Origin of the sequence: Bradyrhizobium erythrophlei (assembly GCF_900142985.1) — a bacterium.
Classification (GTDB): domain Bacteria; phylum Pseudomonadota; class Alphaproteobacteria; order Rhizobiales; family Xanthobacteraceae; genus Bradyrhizobium; species Bradyrhizobium erythrophlei_B.
The window spans coordinates 2,287,475-2,304,271 of record NZ_LT670849.1; the positions used below are offsets into that span (position 1 = coordinate 2,287,475).

General features: G+C 62.4%; 15 protein-coding genes and 1 pseudogene. 5 read left to right on the top strand and 11 right to left on the bottom strand.

Annotation, left to right across the window (positions count from 1 at the left end):
• Positions 1-8: 8 nt before the first annotated feature.
• Genes BUA38_RS10750 through BUA38_RS10760 form a run of 3 tightly spaced genes read right to left on the bottom strand, consistent with a single transcriptional unit; the run spans position 9 to position 3,172 of the window.
• A complete protein-coding gene (locus tag BUA38_RS10750) occupies positions 9-1,100 on the bottom strand; it encodes an SGNH/GDSL hydrolase family protein (protein WP_425304955.1) in 1,092 nt (363 codons plus the stop codon).
• 15 nt (positions 1,101-1,115) lie between these two features.
• Positions 1,116-1,922, bottom strand: a complete 807-nt coding sequence (locus BUA38_RS10755; protein WP_072817905.1) for an SGNH/GDSL hydrolase family protein — start codon at positions 1,920-1,922, stop codon at positions 1,116-1,118.
• On the bottom strand, positions 1,919-3,172 hold the full coding sequence (locus tag BUA38_RS10760) for an OpgC domain-containing protein (RefSeq protein ID WP_072817906.1): 1,254 nt from the start codon (positions 3,170-3,172) through the stop codon (positions 1,919-1,921). Before BUA38_RS10760 ends, BUA38_RS10755 begins: the two co-directional genes overlap by 4 nt.
• Positions 3,173-3,379: 207 nt before the next feature.
• On the opposite strand from BUA38_RS10760, the gene apaG reads away from it, so the two are divergent.
• Positions 3,380-3,772 carry a Co2+/Mg2+ efflux protein ApaG gene (gene apaG / locus BUA38_RS10765; RefSeq protein WP_072817907.1) on the top strand — a complete coding sequence of 131 codons (393 nt, stop codon included), beginning with the start codon at positions 3,380-3,382 and terminating at the stop codon, positions 3,770-3,772.
• Positions 3,773-3,829: 57 nt separating this feature from the next.
• Here the strand turns inward: apaG and BUA38_RS10770 are convergent, their stop codons facing one another.
• Positions 3,830-5,032: a multidrug effflux MFS transporter gene (locus BUA38_RS10770; RefSeq protein WP_156898487.1), complete on the bottom strand. Its 1,203-nt coding sequence runs from the start codon at positions 5,030-5,032 to the stop codon at positions 3,830-3,832.
• 835 nt (positions 5,033-5,867) lie between these two features.
• Between BUA38_RS10770 and BUA38_RS10775 the strand changes: the two genes are divergently transcribed.
• Positions 5,868-6,416: a hypothetical protein gene (locus tag BUA38_RS10775; RefSeq protein ID WP_072817909.1), complete on the top strand. Its 549-nt coding sequence runs from the start codon at positions 5,868-5,870 to the stop codon at positions 6,414-6,416.
• Positions 6,417-6,418: 2 nt separating this feature from the next.
• Positions 6,419-6,823: a hypothetical protein gene (locus tag BUA38_RS10780; protein WP_072817910.1), complete on the top strand. Its 405-nt coding sequence runs from the start codon at positions 6,419-6,421 to the stop codon at positions 6,821-6,823.
• A 38-nt stretch (positions 6,824-6,861) separates the two neighbouring features.
• Here the strand turns inward: BUA38_RS10780 and BUA38_RS38765 are convergent.
• Both BUA38_RS38765 and dctP read right to left on the bottom strand, forming a co-directional pair.
• A pseudogene (locus tag BUA38_RS38765) lies at positions 6,862-7,902 on the bottom strand (methyl-accepting chemotaxis protein); the annotation flags it as partial.
• Between the two features lie 973 nt (positions 7,903-8,875).
• Positions 8,876-9,883, bottom strand: coding sequence for a TRAP transporter substrate-binding protein DctP (gene dctP, locus BUA38_RS10790; protein WP_156898488.1), 1,008 nt, complete (start codon positions 9,881-9,883; stop codon positions 8,876-8,878).
• 233 nt (positions 9,884-10,116) lie between these two features.
• Between dctP and BUA38_RS10795 the strand changes: the two genes are divergently transcribed.
• A complete protein-coding gene (locus tag BUA38_RS10795) occupies positions 10,117-10,836 on the top strand; it encodes a trypsin-like serine protease (RefSeq protein WP_072817913.1) in 720 nt (239 codons plus the stop codon).
• Positions 10,837-10,838: 2 nt separating this feature from the next.
• On the opposite strand, the gene BUA38_RS10800 is transcribed toward BUA38_RS10795, so the two are convergent.
• From BUA38_RS10800 to BUA38_RS10810, 3 genes are all read right to left on the bottom strand, one after another.
• Complete coding sequence (locus BUA38_RS10800) at positions 10,839-11,852, bottom strand: Hsp33 family molecular chaperone (protein WP_072817914.1); 1,014 nt, start codon at positions 11,850-11,852, stop codon at positions 10,839-10,841.
• 232 nt (positions 11,853-12,084) lie between these two features.
• Entirely contained in the window at positions 12,085-13,023 is a 939-nt protein-coding gene (gene argF, locus BUA38_RS10805; RefSeq protein WP_072817915.1) for an ornithine carbamoyltransferase, read from the bottom strand.
• Positions 13,020-14,228 carry an aspartate aminotransferase family protein gene (locus BUA38_RS10810; protein ID WP_072817916.1) on the bottom strand — a complete coding sequence of 403 codons (1,209 nt, stop codon included), beginning with the start codon at positions 14,226-14,228 and terminating at the stop codon, positions 13,020-13,022. The genes argF and BUA38_RS10810 overlap by 4 nt, the downstream gene beginning before the upstream one ends.
• A 471-nt stretch (positions 14,229-14,699) precedes the next feature.
• Between BUA38_RS10810 and BUA38_RS10815 the strand changes: the two genes are divergently transcribed.
• Complete coding sequence (locus BUA38_RS10815) at positions 14,700-15,209, top strand: GcrA family cell cycle regulator (protein WP_072817917.1); 510 nt, start codon at positions 14,700-14,702, stop codon at positions 15,207-15,209.
• A 79-nt stretch (positions 15,210-15,288) separates the two neighbouring features.
• Here BUA38_RS10815 and phoB read toward each other — a convergent pair whose 3' ends face one another.
• Together phoB and phoU are read right to left on the bottom strand one after the other, a co-directional pair.
• Complete coding sequence (phoB, locus tag BUA38_RS10820) at positions 15,289-15,990, bottom strand: phosphate regulon transcriptional regulator PhoB (RefSeq protein ID WP_072817918.1); 702 nt, start codon at positions 15,988-15,990, stop codon at positions 15,289-15,291.
• A gap of 62 nt (positions 15,991-16,052) precedes the next feature.
• Positions 16,053-16,769 (bottom strand): phosphate signaling complex protein PhoU, encoded by a 717-nt coding sequence (phoU, locus tag BUA38_RS10825; protein WP_072817919.1) that lies wholly within the window; start codon positions 16,767-16,769, stop codon positions 16,053-16,055.
• Positions 16,770-16,797 lie beyond the last annotated feature (28 nt).

A 16,797-nucleotide genomic window follows, 5' to 3' on the forward strand; every position in this document is an offset into this window, starting at 1 on the left:
TGAAGGCGTCACATCGGCCGGTTTGGCACGCCGGACGGCACGTTGACGCCGAGCTTGATCTGGCCGACCGAGCGAATGATGTCGTCGCCAAGCAACTGGGCGAAACAGGCATAGCCCCAATCGTTCATGTGCAGGCCGTCGGCAATGACGAAACTGTCGATCGGCAGCGACTGGTTCTCATGCCACTGCCGCATCACCTCGAACCGCGGGAACACGCCGATATGCCGAAGCTGGGCGATCCTGCGGAGCAGCTTCACCATCCTGCTCGCGCCTTCCGGATGCTCGTTCACCCGCGGCGAATATTGCAGGTCGACCAGCACGACGTCGGCGCCCGACGCCTGAATCCGGGCCACGCCATCCTGTACCATTTGCCCCGTTGCATCAGGGTCGAGATCGCGGATCACCGCGTTGGTCCCGACCTGCCAGATCACCATGTCGGGATGCATGTCGATCACTTCGGTCTGCAACCGCTTCATCATTTCGGGGGCATCTTCGCCGCCACGGCCGCGATTGACGACCGTGATATTTGCGGTGGGATATTTCCGCTGCAACTGCGCCGCCAAGCGGTTGGGATAGGTGAATTCGGGCGAGGAGGTGCCGTACCCCTGGGTTGACGACGATCCGAACGCGACGATCACGAGCGGCTCTCCCGCGGAGAGCTTGCGCGCGACACGAGGCAGCGAGAACGATCGCGCCAGTCCCTTGGGGGCCAGGCACGGCACACGGCCGAAAATATCGCTGGCGGATTTTGCGACCTGCCTGACCTTGTCGATCGCCTTTTCGGTCAGGCTCTTCGGTTGCAGAGCAGGCTGGACCTGATTGGCCGGCGGCGCTTCCTTGGCGGGCGGCGTCTGATTTGGTTCGCCAGCCTGGGCCGTGGCGCCTGGTTCGGATTTATCGGCGGCCGGCCTGGCGTCGAAGTTCGCGCTGCCGGAATTCGTACTTTCAGATTTGGCGCTATCGGACTTTGCGGCGTCGATTACCGCGGCCTGCTGCGTTGTCTCGGCGCGAGCGGGCACGAGCGCAGCCGGCAGTATGAACGCTACGGAGGCTGCTAACCACATCGATCGGCAAAAAGGGCGGCAATAGCTCCAAAACATCAACGATAGACTTCCTCAATTCTCCTGCACGGGCTTCGGCTGCGCCGCCGCCAAAATGAATTCCGACAGGGCTCGTCCGAGGCAGTTGTGAACCCGCCTTGCAAGCTCCGAGCCATGCACGGCCGTGAACAGGTCAAACTCTCCCGACTCCGACCAGGTCTTCATCAGCGCGAAGCGATCAAACAGCGGGACCTCATGCTCCTGGGCAACCACGCGCATGTTGTCCAGGTAGGGCGAAGCCGAAATCATCGATTCCGTGCGCGGGCTGTATTGCGGGTTGACCAGCACGACGTCGGCGCCCGCCTCCTTCGATGCCACCACGCCTTCGCCGACGGCGGTGCGGAAATCGTCGGGATCGACAGAGCGCATAGCATCCACGGTTCCGGTCTGCCAGATGACTAAAGTAGGCTTTTTACTCTCTACCAACTTCCCGAGACCGCTAGCGATCTCTTCGGCGGTCTTTTTGGCCTGTATTTCTACGGATAAGTTAACCTCGACCGCCGGCAGCTTCGCCTTCAATGCGGCCAGCATCTGACCGGGATAGGCGGCAGCCTCCGACGCACTCGCAACGCCGACATTGATGGTCGACGAGCGACTGCCGATGACCAGAATATTCAGCGGGCGGGCCGCCTTGATGGCCTCAGTGACCTTCGGCAGCGCATTGTCGCCGGAGAACAGATAGTCGGGAACCTCGCATGCTGCGGGGGTGGCGGGCGTTGGCGCAGGCGCAGGCGCTGGTGCATCTTCAGCGCGCAGGGGAACGACGGCCAGAAAACCGGCCAACACGCTCACACTCAGGATTGCCCCTGAGACGAACCTCATGCGCCCCCTCCCGCCAAATCGGCGTTGCCGCCGGTGGCCTTGGCTTTGGACCCACTCTTGTCGGCAGAGTGCTTGTACCATGAAAAAAGCCACGCCGCGGCCGACATGATCAGGATTCCCGAAATACTGATAACAAAATGCAACCCGGTACCGCCCGAGAACTCCGCCAGGATGAAGTGGCCGGCAAAGGCCAGGAATACGCCAAGACAGAAGATCTCAAGCGAATGCTGGCCGCAAAGGATTAACGGTTTGAGCCACGGCGATTTCAGACCTGGCCAATCCTTGGGCAGGAAGCGCACGGTCACGGCCGCCAGCGCCAGGAAGTGCGCGAAGCGCAGCACGTCAAGGTCGGTCTTGCTGATGGGATACATCCACTGCTCGAGCCGCTTCGGCATCAGGTGGCTGAGCTGCGGCATATACCAGGTCAGTGTGACAAAGAAGGCGAACAGCAGGTAGCCGATGCTGATCCACAGCGTGACCGGCGAGGCGAGGATGCGCGACATCCGCTGCGCGCCGCCCTGGGCGCACCAGGCGCCGAACACGAACAGCAATTGCCAGGCGAACGGATTGAAGGCCCAGAAACCGTTCGGATAGGCCGATAGATAAAGATCGAATTCCCAGGTCGCGGCGTAAAGCAGAACGGACAGCCCAAGCGTCAGGTCGGCGCTCCGCCGCATCAGCCACAGGATCAATGGCAGGAACAGCATCAAGACGATGTAGAGCGGCAGCACGTCCATATTCACGGGACGGAAACGCAGCAGCAGCGCCTGGACGATGGTGACGTCGGGCTCTTTCAGAAAATCCAGGATCCCCATTTCTTCGGTGTAGAGCGGGTTCTCGAAGCGGGTGGCGACATAGGAGATTTCGGCAAGGAAGATCGTGAACAGGAAGACGTGCGCGACGTAGATCTGCCAGACCCGCCGCAGGATGCGCGCGGTCGCCACGACCAGGCCGGCGTCGCGCATCGCCCGGCCGTAGACAAAGGACGCGGTGTAGCCGGAAATGAAGATGAAGATTTCGGTGGCGTCGGAAAAGCCGTAGTTGCGGATCGTAAGCCAGGTCAGAAGGTTCTGCGGCAGATGGTCGATGAAGATCAGCCACAGCGCGAGCCCGCGGAACAGGTCGAGCCGCAATTCACGCTCGGCCGCCACCGGCCGCGCAATTGCCGGCGCGGCGGCGGCATCGCGCGCTACAACAACGGCTTCGGCCGCAAGCGGCGGTCCGGAAATCTGATCGGCAACCGAGGTCATCTCAGATCATCTCTAACGGCATGGTCCGTTCGGCCGACGCATCCCGCAAGTCTATAGGCCAAAGGGGGACAAGCAAAGCCGGGCGTTAACTCCGAACTGTGGTGAAACGGGGATGGAAAACACCGCATCAGGCGCTCCGGCACAATTGGTTCTGCTCAAGCGATCGGGTAGGATATCAATTCCCAGAGAGACAATGATCGAATCTGCATGTACCGCGCCGTGACCCGCGACATCGAAGTGACCGTGGAGCCAAATTTCCTCCCGGAGCGCTCGTCCGTGGAAAACCGGCAGTATTTCTGGTCCTACACCATCGTCATCGTCAATTCCGGACCGGAGACCGTGCAACTGCGCACGCGGCACTGGATCATTACGGATGCGACCGGCCGCCAGCAGGAAGTCCGCGGCGAGGGCGTGGTCGGGGAGCAGCCGGTGCTCGCGCCCGGCGAGCGTTTCGAATACACCTCCGGCGTTCCCCTGCCGACGGCGTCCGGCTTCATGACCGGTCGCTATCAAATGGTCACCGAAAACGGCGAAAAGTTCGAGATCGACGTGCCGACATTTTCGCTCGACAGCCCCGAGGCCAAGCGCGTGTTGAACTGACGGGCCGACAGAACGCTTCGGTTCGCTTTGCTGCTCGATGCCGGATCCGACCAGGATTTAGTTTGCCGCCCTCGCATGAGGCGTGAAGAGACGGCCCTTTTCGACAATCAAGACCACGGTCAGGGATGCCAGCGTGCAAAGGAAAAATCCGGTCGCAAACGGCAACAACGTGCCGTCATAGGATTGGCCGATCGTCGTGCCGATGCCAATGCCGAGCAGCGTCGTGATGGATCCATAAAGCGATGACGCGGTACCGGCGATTTTGCCCTGAGGCTCCATCGCCAGCGATGTGAAATTGGCAAACATCAGCCCGAATGCGAACATCATGAGTGCCGCCAGGCTCACGAACAAGGCAAGCGGCAGCATTCCCATCTTTGCCGCCAAAAGCATGATCCCGGCCACGGCAACGAAGCCGACCAGCGCACCATGCGAGATCACACGCATGCCGATCCGGCCGACGAAACGCGCGTTGAGAAAGCCCGCGATGGCTGTGCCGATCGCGGCTGCCGCGAACGCCAGCGGAAAGTAGTGACCAAGTCCATAGATCTGGGTGAAGACCTGCTGCGACGAGAACACGAAGGCGAACAGGGATCCCTGCACGCCGCCGGCTGCGACTGCATATCCCAAGGTCTGGCGATTGGTCACGGTCTGGCGAAACGCGCCGAGAACGTCACGGATGGCCAGCGATTTGCGCTCGTTGACGGCTAAGGTTTCCGGTAGCCGGACGGCGCTCCAAATGAGCGCGAACACTCCGTACAACATCAAGACCACGAAAATTCCGCGCCACTCCGTCAACGCCATCAGCGCCTCGCCCAGCGACGGCGCGATCACGGGGACCGCGATAAAGATCATCATCGCCAGCGACACGACGCTCGCCATTCGACGCCCGGCGTAACAGTCACGGACGATTGAGGTGGCGATCACACGGGTCGCCGACGTGCCGAGGCCCTGCAACACACGCGCCAGCAACAACATCTCGAACGATGACGACATGATCGCCAGAATGCTGCCGACGCAATAAAGCGCCATGCCATCGATCAACACAGGACGCCGGCCGAAACGATCCGACAGCGGCCCCATGATAAATTGGCCGATACCAAAGCCGATCAGGAACGACGACAAGACTTCCTGCGGCTTGTTGGCGGCCGTGACATGGAATGTCGATGCGATGTCGGGCAGCGCCGGCAGCATCATGTCCATGGCCAGCGGGTTCAGCGCCATGATTGAAGCGATAACGATGACGAATTCGGGGAAACCCATCGGTTGATGCTTCGAAGAAACCCAAGCATCAGCATTCGTGTCGGTCACAGTGCGCACCTCTCTGTAGAACAGAGGGATAAGCGCTATGTTGCGATGCACAACCCACGTTCGAGAATGGCTGCTGCCCACCGTCTGTAGAGGAAAAGCCGCGATGAACTGACGGCGGATAATCGATGCCATTTCTGCACATGTCCGCGATCCCGCCGCGTCATCCGCGCGAGTCTTGTTCCGCAAATCTCCGCCTCCCTTCTGAAGAGGGCGCAGGGAATGCCGGGCGCTCCATGCACCCGCAGCCTCGCGTGCAAATAAAAAGCACACGAGCGAAGTCACCACGGGTTCACCGGAAACACCCGGCATTCCCTGCGCGATGGTTTTACGGCTTCCTTCGTGCTCTCCCTGGTGACCGGCTTTCTTGCCACCATCCCCGCGTGATGCGCAGCATCATCGCGAGTTGACACCAGCATCGGGGTGCCAGGACCACACGACTTCGCCGTCCGCCTCACGCGCTCGTCTCTCGCGCAACAGGCGTCCACCGCATCCCGCGCTCTACGTATCGTGACGATCGCGAAACGCCCCTCTGTAGGAGGCGGGATGGAATCGCTCTTAATGCTGTGTCTACCATGGCGTCAAGCGAATTTCTGAAAATCAGAAATTCGGGCGAGTCTTGCCCAAGGGGGAGCCTTACTACCCGGGCGCCCGCCTCTCGGGCTGCCGTCGCTGTGAAGGGACGCCTAAAATTCGCCCTGCCAATCGGCAATGGAAATCATGAACCGACCTCGTACTGTGCCTGCCCTACCCTCTGGATCATTCACCCCATCGGGACGACAGCCGCCAGATGTCAACAACCGGGTGCCAAAGAATTTGTCGGGGAGTTTTTCTGCTCGCAGCGAGTCTCGCGCTCGCGATTGGCGGGCCGTCGGCGCTGAACGCCGATCCTCTCTCTTCGAGCGCCGCTCAGGACAAATTCTACAATCTGGCCTGCACCAGGCTCGCCCGAACGCTGGCTGAAAACTCGGAAGAAGCCCACCTTGCTGAAATGCCGGGCTGGATCAGAATTTGCACCGGTCATCCGAGGCGGAGCGAATGTATCGAGACCGCGGCCCTCATCAGGCAATACAGGAAGGCACCGTTCCTGAAATGCGGGCAAGACATCAAGAACAGCTCCGATATTGCCGCTTCGTTTCTTCCGTCGTTCGACCTGGTCTGCGCCAACGTCACCGCGACATGGCTGAGCCACACGGAAAGCGAGCGCCAGGTGGAAGCTGCGGGTTGGACCAGGACCTGTAACGCGCATCCCGACGTTTCGGTGTGCAAGGGCGCGGCCGACCTCATCGACGAAAACCGCAAGGTTCAACCGCTGAACTGCGGATCGAATGGAAATTGATCATGTCGATGATCAGAGACGTAGCGATGTCGAAGGCGTTTCTGGTTTTCGCGGTGCTGGTCTTCAGCCTGCCCTCGCTCGCAGCCGAACAGGCCGACACTTCGTCGCCAGACCAATTTGAGCTGAGCTTCGCCGATCAGGCCTGCCTGGAAGCGATCACCTACCTGATCGGGCACGAGTACGAACGGAGCAACAGGCCGCTGTCGGAAATGGCTCAGGCGTATGTCAGAAGGTGCAACGGCCACCCGAACAAGGCCGCGTGCGAAATTGCATCACAGGCCATGGTGCGGGAATGCGGCAAGACTCCGTTTACATGCGGCTCCGACACCGCGGACTATAAGAAGCCCGTCATCATGCCGGAACATCCGCTGCTGGTGAGGCCGGACTACGCGCTTCCGCGGAAATAGCGACTTCAGAACACAGCCGCGCGCCGTATATACCCAGATCAGGCGGCCTTCACGTCCTCGACAAAGCCGATGACGGCCTGCCAGAGCCGGTCGGCCTGACCGGACAACTCGTTGGAGTTCTCCAATGCAATCCGGGCATGCTCGTCGGTTTCGGCGGCGGCCTGAAGGACGCCCGCGATATTGCTCGACACCTCGTCGGTGCCGGCCGCGGCCTGCTGGACGTTGCGCGCGATCTCGGCCGTGGCAGCGCCCTGCTCCTCGACCGCGCTCGCAGTCGTGGTCGCGATCTGGTTGATTTCCATGATGATGGATTCGATGCCCTTGATGGCGGTGGCGGCCTGCTTGGTCTCGCCCTGGATCGACGAGATCTGCGCTGCGATATCCTCGGTCGCGCGCGCCGTCTGGGCGGCGAGGTTTTTGACTTCCGAAGCGACGACCGCAAAGCCGCGGCCGGCGTCGCCCGCACGCGCGGCCTCGATCGTCGCGTTGAGCGCCAACAGATTGGTCTGCGAGGCAATGGAGTTGATCAGGTTGATCACCTCGCCGATGCGAACGGCGGCCTGCGACAGGCCTTCCATCGTGGCCGTGGTCTGGCTCGCCTGGTCGGCGGCGCGGCGCGCGACGTTCGCCGAGCTTTGCGCCTGCTGACCGATCTCGCGGATCGAGGCCGACAATTCCTCGGCCGCAGAGGCGACCGTCTGAACATTGGCGGACGCCTGCCCGGACGCGGTCGCCACCGTGCTCGACTGCGACTTGGTCCGTTCGGCCGCGCCACTCATGGTGGCCGCGCCATCGTGCATGCGTTGCGCCGACTGTTTCACGGCGTCCGCAATATCCTTGACCGCGCGCTCGAGCCGCGCGGCCAATTCTCTCAGGCCCGCCTTGCGATCCTGCTCGGTCTGCGCCGCGAGACGGTGCTTCTCGGTCTCGACCTCGGCCATGCGGATGGCGTTGTCCTTGAAGATGCTGACGGCGCGCGCCATGTTGCCGATCTGGTCACCCCGCCCGGCGCCTTCGATTTCGACGCTCAGATCCCCGTCGGCGAGTTGCGACATCGTTCGGGTCATCCGCTTGATCAGGGTCGAGATCGACACCGTGATGAGACCGGCCAGGATAATGGCCAGCACGCCGACCGTTACCGCCGCAATCGAGCCTGCCGTCGAGGCCTCCTCGGCAATTCGCGCGGCGGTCGACACGGCTTCGCTGCGGCTGGCCTGATAGTCATTGCGGAGAGATTCTGCGTCGTCACCGAGCTTGATGCCGGTTTTGACCAGAGCCGCAAACGTCTGCTCCGTCGAGGCCGCCGTGCTGACGAGCTGATCGGAAGAAGCCAGCATCTTTTCGGCCTGCGCCGGCAATGCGGCGATGATCTTCGCCAGCGCCGGATCGGCCGGAGGCGAAGCCTTCACGGCGGCCAGTTCCCTACCGACCCGTTCGCGTTCCGTCGCGATGATATCGAGATCACCGGCCGACGGCGTTGCCATGTAACGATAGACGACAGTGCGAAGCGCCTGGATCGCCTGTTCGAGCCGTTGCGCCGGTGGAAGCGACGCTTCATTGGCGGCGCCAAGCTCAAGCGTCGCGGTCGTCAGCGTGTTGGTGAGCCGGATGCCGCTGGCGTTGATGCCGCCAAGCGCGGCCTGGCGCTTCTTGATTTCTTCATCCAGCTTGCCGAATGCAGCATGGTAATCGGAAAGGCCGGTGCGCAGCACATCGCCGCGCGGGCCGACGACTTCGCGGACCTTGTCGATCGACTTGTCGAGCGGCTCGAACGCCGCGAGCGCCTTTGCCCGATCCGTCGCCGCGCCGGAACGGACATAATCGACGATGACACGCCGCAGCAGCAGAAGTTCGCGGCCAAAATTGCTGACGGTGTCGGTCGCCACCGAGGCACGCTCGATGTGAGCGACATTGTCCCGCACGTCGCGGATCCGAAGATTGTAGAAAACGGAGGTGCCGGCACTCAGCACGATCAGGAGCCCAAAGCCGCCGATCAGGCGGCCATTGAGGCTGATCCGGTTCGCGACAGATAATAAGGACATCGGTTTTGCCTCACTTGCCAAAAGCGCGGATAGCGTCGATCTTGTCTTTGCCAAACTGCTTCTGGAACTGGCTTTCAAGGCTGGCGAGAGAGGCGACGAAGGCAGGCCGGTCGATATCCTCGACCACCTTCATGCCGCGGCGGCGAAGCTCCTCGAGGCCGTTCTTTTCGGCCCGATCGACATAGACCCGGCTCGCTTTGCTGCCGACGACGCCGGCGAGACGCAGCGCCTGCTGATCTTCCAGCGTGAGGCGCTCGAAAACCCGCTTCGAGATCAGGAAGGCCGCCGGCGAATAAACATGCCCGGTGAGGCACAGGTAGCGCTGGACCTTGTCGAAATTCGCCGCAAGGACGGTCGGGATCGGGTTTTCCTCGGCCTGGAAAGCGCCGGAAGACAGCGCCGAGTAGAGATCGGGGAAAGGCAGCGGGCCCGCATCGGCGCCAAACGCCTTGAAGCTTGCCACCATCACCTCGGATTGCGGCACGCGCAGCTTGAGGTTTTTGAGATCTTCCGGCCGATGTACCGCGCGGTCGGAGGTTGTCAGATGGCGAAGACCGTTTTCGCCCCAGGCGAGCCCGATGATGCCCTTCGGCTCGACCCGCGCCAGCGCCGCCTTGCCGATGTCGCTGTCCAACACGGCGCGGGCGTGGGCCACGTCGCGAAACAAGAACGGGATATCGAAGATGCTGAGTTCGGGTTCGATGGCGGCAAAGACCGCGGAAGACGCGAACGTCATCTCGAGCGTACCGGCGGCAACGTCCTGGCACATTTCCAGCTCGCCGCCCGTTTCGCCCGCGGGATACAACTCGACCCTCAGCCGGCCGCCGCAATTGCGCTCGACATAGGTGGCCAATTCCAGCGCGCCGGCGCCGAACTGGGAATCCCGGGGATTGGTGAAGCCGAGCCGCAAGACCTGCGGCTGGACCGTCGAATAAGCCCGCCGGGTCGAAAGCCCCGGCATCATGGCGGCCGCAGCGGCACCGGCAAGGAAATGCCGTCTGGATGTTCTGTTACGCATGTCTTTCCCCGCGGCCCAACGCGAGGCGTAATAGACGGCAAACACAGTAAAAAAACTGATAATGCGGGCGGCGGAGGGCCGCTATTCGACGTCCGCTGTGCTTCAAACGTCTATTAAAGTGACAACTTTCTGATTTTCAGAAGCGCCCCAATATGAAACTGCCCGAAAAGGCGAGGCTATTTTTGAACACATTCTCCGGTTGATCATTGCCGTCGCTTGGAAGAGGCGGACCGATGCGAAGCGTCATTTTGGGAGGGTACGTCACGCTTTTCATTGCGCTATTTTTTCACGGCACGCCGGCGACTGCGGTGGTTGGCGGTGATCCGATTGACAACACCCTGCAGCAATACACGGTGGCCGTCGGGGGCACGAAAGGTCGTTGTACCGGCGTGGTGCTGGTGCAGAACATCGTTCTCACGGCCGCGCATTGTACGCAGGACTCTCAGAACCTGTGGGTCGGCGGCCATCGCGGCTGGGGCGATCTCTCGAATCCGCCGGTGGGGTTAAGCCCCGTTGTGGAAGTGATTCAGCATCCTGGCTATCGGGAGAAACCGGGTTGGCCCGACCTTGCGCTGCTCAAACTCGAGAAGCCGCTGCCCGACCGATTCATTCCGGCCTATTTTGGTGGGTACACGCCCCACAACGGGGACGGTCTTATTGCCGCCGGTTACGGCGAAGGCTTTGCCAATGATCCGACCGGGGGCACCCTCCTGCGCATGGTGCTGCTGCGCGTTTCCATCGGCACCTCAGGCTACCTGACCCTGGTCAGCCCAGGCGAAGCGGACGCGGGGTCGGGCCGTGGTGATTCCGGCGGGCCGGTTTTCGCCTATCGCGGAATGCATGCGCTGGTCGGAATCGTCGTCGGCCATGTTTCAAACGCGACAATGGCGGTCGCCATCGCACCATATTACGTGTGGATCAAAGACACGATCGAGAAGCTCAACTCACACTAGAGTTACGCGGCGCCCTCTTCCACGCCGGCTTCCTGCGGCGTGAACTGATAGACCGACGAGCAGAATTCGCAGGTCACGACGACCTTGCCGTCCTTCACCATCGCGGCGCGGTCTTCCGCCGCAAAGCTCTTGAGCATGGCGGAGACCGCATCGCGCGAGCACGAGCATTGCGCACGCAGCGCCAGCGGCGAGAACACCCGCACGCCGCGTTCGTGAAACAGCCGATACAATAGCCGCTCGCCCGACAACGCCGGATCGATCAGTTCGACATCCTCGACGGTTGCGATCAACGACTGACCCTCGACCCAGGCGTCGTCCTCGGCAACGGTGTGCGTAGCCGTGCCCTCCGGCGCGTCGCCGGGATGGAGATCGGCCTGCCGCGCGCGCTCCGGTGCTTTCGGCAAAAACTGCAACAGCATGCCGCCACCGCGCCAGCGCCGCCGCGCACCGCCTTCGCCGCCACGCCACTCCTCGCCGACTGCAAGCCGCACCCGCGTTGGAATCTGTTCAGAGCGCAGGAAGTATTCATGCGCGGCGTCCTCCAGGCTGCCACCCTGAAGCGCGACCAGGCCCTGGTAGCGGCTCATCTCCGGTCCCTGATCGATCGTCATCGCCAGATGGCCCTTGCCGAGCAGCTGGCCGGAGGTCTGTCCGTCCCTGATCTGGCCGGCATCGAAGCGCGCATAGGCGCGCAGGCGATCGGGTGCCTGAAAGTCGACGATCAGAAACGACACCGGGCCGTCGGTCTGGGTTTGCAGAATGAAGCGGCCGTCAAATTTGAGCGACGAGCCAAGCAACGTCGTCAGCACAATCGCTTCGCCGAGCAGCTTCGCCACCGGCGTCGGGTAGTTGTGCTTGGCGAGGAGATCGTCGAGCCCGGGGCCGAGCCGGGTCAGCCTTCCGCGCAGATCGAGCGAAGCCACCTCGAACGGCAGCACCGCGTCGTCAACCGGCACATGCGAGGGCGCGCGAACCGGCGTTTCTTTCAGTTTGATGTCGGGGGAATTGGAGGTCATGGCGCTTATCTGGGGTCGGATGGTGCAGAAAGAAAGGGGAATTAGCGAAGCGAATTCGTGCCACAGGCATGTTCTTATCCCTCCCCCTTGTGGGGAGGGTGACACGCAGCGAGCAAAGCGAGCGGCGTGTCGGGTGGGGGTAAAGCGAAGCGCAGCGTTTCCGTTAGCACCCCCACCCCGCCCACGCTCCGCGTGGCCGACCCTCCCCACAAGGGGGAGGGATAAGGAGCAGCTACCCTACCGCCTGAAGGCACCAGGCCAGAATGCCCTTTTGCACGTGAAGGCGGTTTTCGGCCTCGTCGAACACCACCGATTGCGGACCGTCGATAACCTCGTCGGTCACCTCGTCGCCGCGATGGGCGGGCAGGCAGTGCATGAACAGCGCATCGGGCTTTGCAAGCCGCATCAGCCGCGCATTGACCTGATAGGGCCGCAGCAGGTTGTGGCGATGCTCGCCGTCCTTGTCGCCCATCGAGAACCAGGTGTCGGTGACCACGCAATCGGCGCCGCGCACGGCAGCTTCGGGATCGTTGCCCAGCACGATCGGCGCCTGCGTCGCCTTAATCCAGTCGCGCATCACCTTGTTGGGCGCAAGCTGCGGCGGCGTCGCGACGTTCAGATTGAACTTGAAACGTTCGGCAGCATGCGCCCAGGAAGCGAGCACGTTGTTGTCGTCGCCGCTCCAGGCCACGGTGCGGCCCTGGATCGGCCCGCGATGTTCCTCGAACGTCATCACGTCCGCCATCACCTGGCAGGGGTGGGAACGCCGCGTCAGCCCGTTGATGACGGGCACGGTGGCGTATTGGGCGAGTTCGAGCAACGCGTCGTGATTAAGAATCCGGATCATGATGATGTCGACATAGCGCGACAACACGCGCGCGGTGTCGGCGATGGTCTCGCCGCGGCCGAGCTGCATTTCCGCGCCCGTCAGCATGATCGCCTCGCCGCCGAGCTGGCGCATGCCGACATCGAACGACACCCGCGTACGCGTCGAGGGCTTTTCGAAAATCATCGCCAGCGTCTTGCCGGTGAGCGGACGGTCGGCAGGCGCGCCGCCGGCCTTCTGCGCCTTCAGCTTCGCCTTCATGGCCGAACTCGCGGCCAGCACCTCGCGCAACTCGCCGAGCGGAAGCTCGTTGAGATCGAGAAAATGACGCAGCGTCTTGCTCATCGCGCGGCCGCCTTTTCCCGGGCAGCCACCAGCGCGGTGCAGGCGCGCTCCAGGGACTGCACGGAGTGATCGATCTCGGCCTCCGAGACAATCAGCGGCGCGAGGAAACGCACCACGTTGTCGCCGGCGCCGACGGTGAGCAGCTTCGCGTCGCGCAATGCGTTGACGAGATCGCCGGACGGCACCACCGCCTTGACGCCGATCAGGAGACCTTCGCCGCGCACCTCCGTCAGGATCGACGGGTAGCGATCGACCACGGAAGCAAGCTTCTGCTTCAACAGCAGCGACATCTTCTGCACATGGTCGAAGAAGCCTGGCGCGAGCATCACGTCGAGCACGGCATTCGCCGCGGCGACCGCCAAGGGATTGCCGCCGAAGGTCGAGCCGTGGGAGCCCGGCGCCATGCCGGACGCGGCTTCTGCCGACGCCAGCACCGCGCCGATCGGAAAGCCGCCGCCAAGCGCCTTGGCCAATGACATCACATCGGGCGCGACGCCGACACGCTTATAGGCAAAGAGTTCGCCGGTGCGTCCCATGCCGGTCTGAACTTCATCGAAGGCGAGCAGTATTCCGTGCTCGTCGCATAGCGCGCGCAGCGGCTTGATGAAGGCGGGCGATGCCGAACGCACGCCGCCTTCGCCCTGCACCAGTTCGATCAGGATGCCGGCGGTGTGCGGGCCGATCGCCTTCTTGACGGCTTCGAGATCGCCATGCGGCACCTGGTCGAAACCGTCGACCGGCGGGCCGAAGCCCTCGAGATATTTCGTCGTGCCGGTTGCGGCGAGCGTCGCCAACGTCCGGCCATGGAAAGCGCCTTCGAAGGTGACGATGCGATAGCGTTCGGGATGGCCCTTGGAGAAATGATAGTGGCGCACGAGCTTGATGACGCCCTCCATCGCCTCCGCGCCGGAATTGCAGAAGAAGACGTAGTCCGCAAAGCTCTGCTCGCAGAGCCGCGCGGCGAGACGCTCGCCATCGGGACTCCTGAACAGGTTCGACATGTGCCAGAGTTTCGTCGCCTGCTCCTGCAACGCGGCGACCAGGTGCGGGTGCGCGTGTCCGAGCGCGTTCACCGCGACGCCCGAGGTGAAATCGAGATAGCGCTCGCCGTTGGTTGCGTATAGCCAACAGCCCTCGCCGCGCTCGAAGGCGAGATCGACCCTGGCGAATACCGGAAGCAGATGCGACGTCGCGCTCTTGTTCATGGCTACACTTGCGTTAGAGGTGGCCGTTCTTTGCGCGCATTGGCGCGGTCGCAAGTTACGGCCAGACGTGGACGATCAGAGTGGCGACCAGCGGTCGAAACGGAACGTGCCGCCTTTTCGGGGCGGCACGTGGCAGGTATTTTAGGCCTGCCGCGAACTGTGTCAACGGATTGCCCGTAAAACTGCGGTCTCCGGCGCGCAACACAATCGTTAAAAACGGTGGAACATGTGGACGCACTTGCGTCGACTCTTGCGCCGGAGTCACGCCATATTGTAGCGTCTCAGACGTCGGATACGACATCTCGTGCGGTAGGTTCGGCTCCTCTAAGTCGTCAGTAGTTGAGTAACGTTCGGGCGCGCTCATTTCGCGCCCGGCGAGGGCTAAGGGATTCTGCCGGAAGGGATTTTTGAGACGATTGGCACCGCAGCGCTGCCCGCAACAGGCCGGCGCGACGCGAAGGAAAGAGTGCGATGACGGTATTGACATGGTCTGACGATCGCGTCGAACAACTGAAGAAGCTCTGGGAAGCGGGCCTCTCGGCGAGCCAGATCGCCGCCGAACTCGGAAATGTGACGCGGAATGCGGTAATCGGCAAAGTGCACCGGCTTGGGCTTTCCGGACGCGCCAAGAGCCCCTCTTCGGCCGCACCGCGCCCGCGCAAGGCGCGCCCCGCGCAACATATGATGCGGGTCTCGCGTCCGGTGTCGCGCGGCAACACGGCGCTCGCGCATGCTTTCGAGGTCGAACTCGAGCCGGATCCGATCGCCTATGACAATGTGGTGCCGATGAGCCAGCGGCTGTCGCTGCTTGAATTGAACGAGGCCACCTGTCACTGGCCGGTCGGCGATCCCTCGAGCCCGGAGTTCTTCTTCTGCGGCGGCAAAGCGCTGAACAGCCTGCCCTATTGCGCGCATCATTCGCGCATCGCCTATCAGCCGACCGGCGACCGGCGTCGTCAAGCGCCGAAGACGACGCGGTAATTGCAAGCTTCATCGAACGCGAAAAGAGCGCGCCTTGGGCGCGCTCTTTTTTATGACCGGGTCATACTCCGCGAAAGGCTTATTCGACCTTCGCGAAGCGATCGTCGAGCGCGTAGCCCGCGCCGCGCACGGTGCGGATCGGGTCCTGCTCGCGGCCCGGATTGAGCAGCTTGCGCAGGCGGCCGATATGCACGTCGACCGTGCGCTCGTCGATATAGATGTCGCGGCCCCAGACGCTGTCGAGCAGTTGCTCGCGTGAGAACACGCGGCCCGGATGCTCCAGGAAGAATTCGAGCAACCGGTATTCGGTCGGCCCGAGATCGACCGGACGGCCGGAGCGGGCGACACGGCGCTTCTCGCGATCCAATTCGATATCGCCATAGGTGAGCACGGTGGCGAGACGCTCCGGGCTTGCACGGCGCAACAGACCACGAACCCGCGCCAGCAATTCCGGAACCGAGAACGGCTTGACGATGTAATCGTCGGCGCCGGTCGCAAGTCCCCTCACCCGTTCGCTTTCCTCGCCGCGCGCGGTCAGCATGATGATCGGAAGCTGTTTGGTTTCGGGCCGGGCCCGCAAGCGGCGGCATAATTCGATGCCGGAGAGTCCCGGCAGCATCCAGTCCAGCACGATCAGATCGGGAACCCGCTCCTTCAGGCGGGTATCGGCGTCGTCGCCCCGTCCGACCGTTTCGACGTCATATCCTTCGGCGTCGAGGTTATAGCGCAACAGCGTTGTCAACGCTTCCTCGTCTTCCACCACCAGAATGCGTGCGCTCATGTGCTTAGCCTTCTTTCGTCTTTGAAATGTGAGCTAGGTGCGATTGCCCCGGACAGCAAAGATCAGGTTCCGGGCACGGTTGTAGCAAAGGTCGTCATGTCACCTTTCGGTCGTTTGTCGAGAATTTGCTGGCCCTCGATCATGTAAAACACGGTCTCGGCGATGTTGGTGGCATGGTCGCCGATCCGTTCAATGTTCTTGGCGCAGAACATCAGATGAATACAGAAGCTGATGTTGCGCGGGTCTTCCATCATGTAGGTGAGCAACTCGCGAAACAGCGAAGTACAGATCGCGTCGACTTCCTCGTCGTTCTTCCAGACGGTCATGGCCGCCGGCAGATCGTGCGCCGCGTAGGCATCCAGCACCGACTTCACCTGCGATTGCACAAGGTCGGTCATGTGCTCGAGCCCGCGGATCAGCTTCAAGGGCTGGAAATCGCTTTCCAGCGCCGCGACCCGCTTGCCCATGTTCTTGGCAAGGTCGCCGATCCGTTCGAGATCGATCGCAACCCGCATCGCGCCAACGATCTCGCGCAAATCCACCGCCATCGGCTGACGCCGGGCAATTGTCAGCACCGCGCGCTCTTCGATCAGACGCTGCAAGTTGTCGATCTCGGCGTCGGTCTCGACCACGCGGCGGCCGACCGCGACATCGCGGCGGATCAGCGCATCGACGGCATCCACGATCATGCGCTCGGCAAGACCGCCCATTTCGGCCACCAGCCGCGTCAATTCCTGAAGGTCGCTGTCGAACGCCTTGGCGGTATGTTCAGAGGCCATCCTGCTCTCCTTCGATCATGCCCGAACC

What these genes read in the sequence shown, in the direction of transcription:
- BUA38_RS10810 (WP_072817916.1), bottom strand. Translation starts at nt 14,228, where the DNA reads ATGAACAAGAGCGCGACGTCGCATCTGCTTCCGGTATTCGCCAGGGTC.
- BUA38_RS10755 (WP_072817905.1), bottom strand. Translation starts at nt 1,922, where the DNA reads ATGAGGTTCGTCTCAGGGGCAATCCTGAGTGTGAGCGTGTTGGCCGGT.
- BUA38_RS10750 (WP_425304955.1), bottom strand. Translation starts at nt 1,100, where the DNA reads ATGTTTTGGAGCTATTGCCGCCCTTTTTGCCGATCGATGTGGTTAGCA.
- phoB (WP_072817918.1), bottom strand. Translation starts at nt 15,990, where the DNA reads ATGAGCGCACGCATTCTGGTGGTGGAAGACGAGGAAGCGTTGACAACG.
- BUA38_RS10800 (WP_072817914.1), bottom strand. Translation starts at nt 11,852, where the DNA reads ATGACCTCCAATTCCCCCGACATCAAACTGAAAGAAACGCCGGTTCGC.
- argF (WP_072817915.1), bottom strand. Translation starts at nt 13,023, where the DNA reads ATGAGCAAGACGCTGCGTCATTTTCTCGATCTCAACGAGCTTCCGCTC.
- BUA38_RS10770 (WP_156898487.1), bottom strand. Translation starts at nt 5,032, where the DNA reads ATGGGTTTCCCCGAATTCGTCATCGTTATCGCTTCAATCATGGCGCTG.
- BUA38_RS10780 (WP_072817910.1), top strand. Translation starts at nt 6,419, where the DNA reads ATGTCGATGATCAGAGACGTAGCGATGTCGAAGGCGTTTCTGGTTTTC.
- BUA38_RS10775 (WP_072817909.1), top strand. Translation starts at nt 5,868, where the DNA reads ATGTCAACAACCGGGTGCCAAAGAATTTGTCGGGGAGTTTTTCTGCTC.
- BUA38_RS10815 (WP_072817917.1), top strand. Translation starts at nt 14,700, where the DNA reads ATGACGGTATTGACATGGTCTGACGATCGCGTCGAACAACTGAAGAAG.
- BUA38_RS10795 (WP_072817913.1), top strand. Translation starts at nt 10,117, where the DNA reads ATGCGAAGCGTCATTTTGGGAGGGTACGTCACGCTTTTCATTGCGCTA.
- BUA38_RS10760 (WP_072817906.1), bottom strand. Translation starts at nt 3,172, where the DNA reads ATGACCTCGGTTGCCGATCAGATTTCCGGACCGCCGCTTGCGGCCGAA.
- phoU (WP_072817919.1), bottom strand. Translation starts at nt 16,769, where the DNA reads ATGGCCTCTGAACATACCGCCAAGGCGTTCGACAGCGACCTTCAGGAA.
- apaG (WP_072817907.1), top strand. Translation starts at nt 3,380, where the DNA reads ATGTACCGCGCCGTGACCCGCGACATCGAAGTGACCGTGGAGCCAAAT.
- dctP (WP_156898488.1), bottom strand. Translation starts at nt 9,883, where the DNA reads ATGCGTAACAGAACATCCAGACGGCATTTCCTTGCCGGTGCCGCTGCG.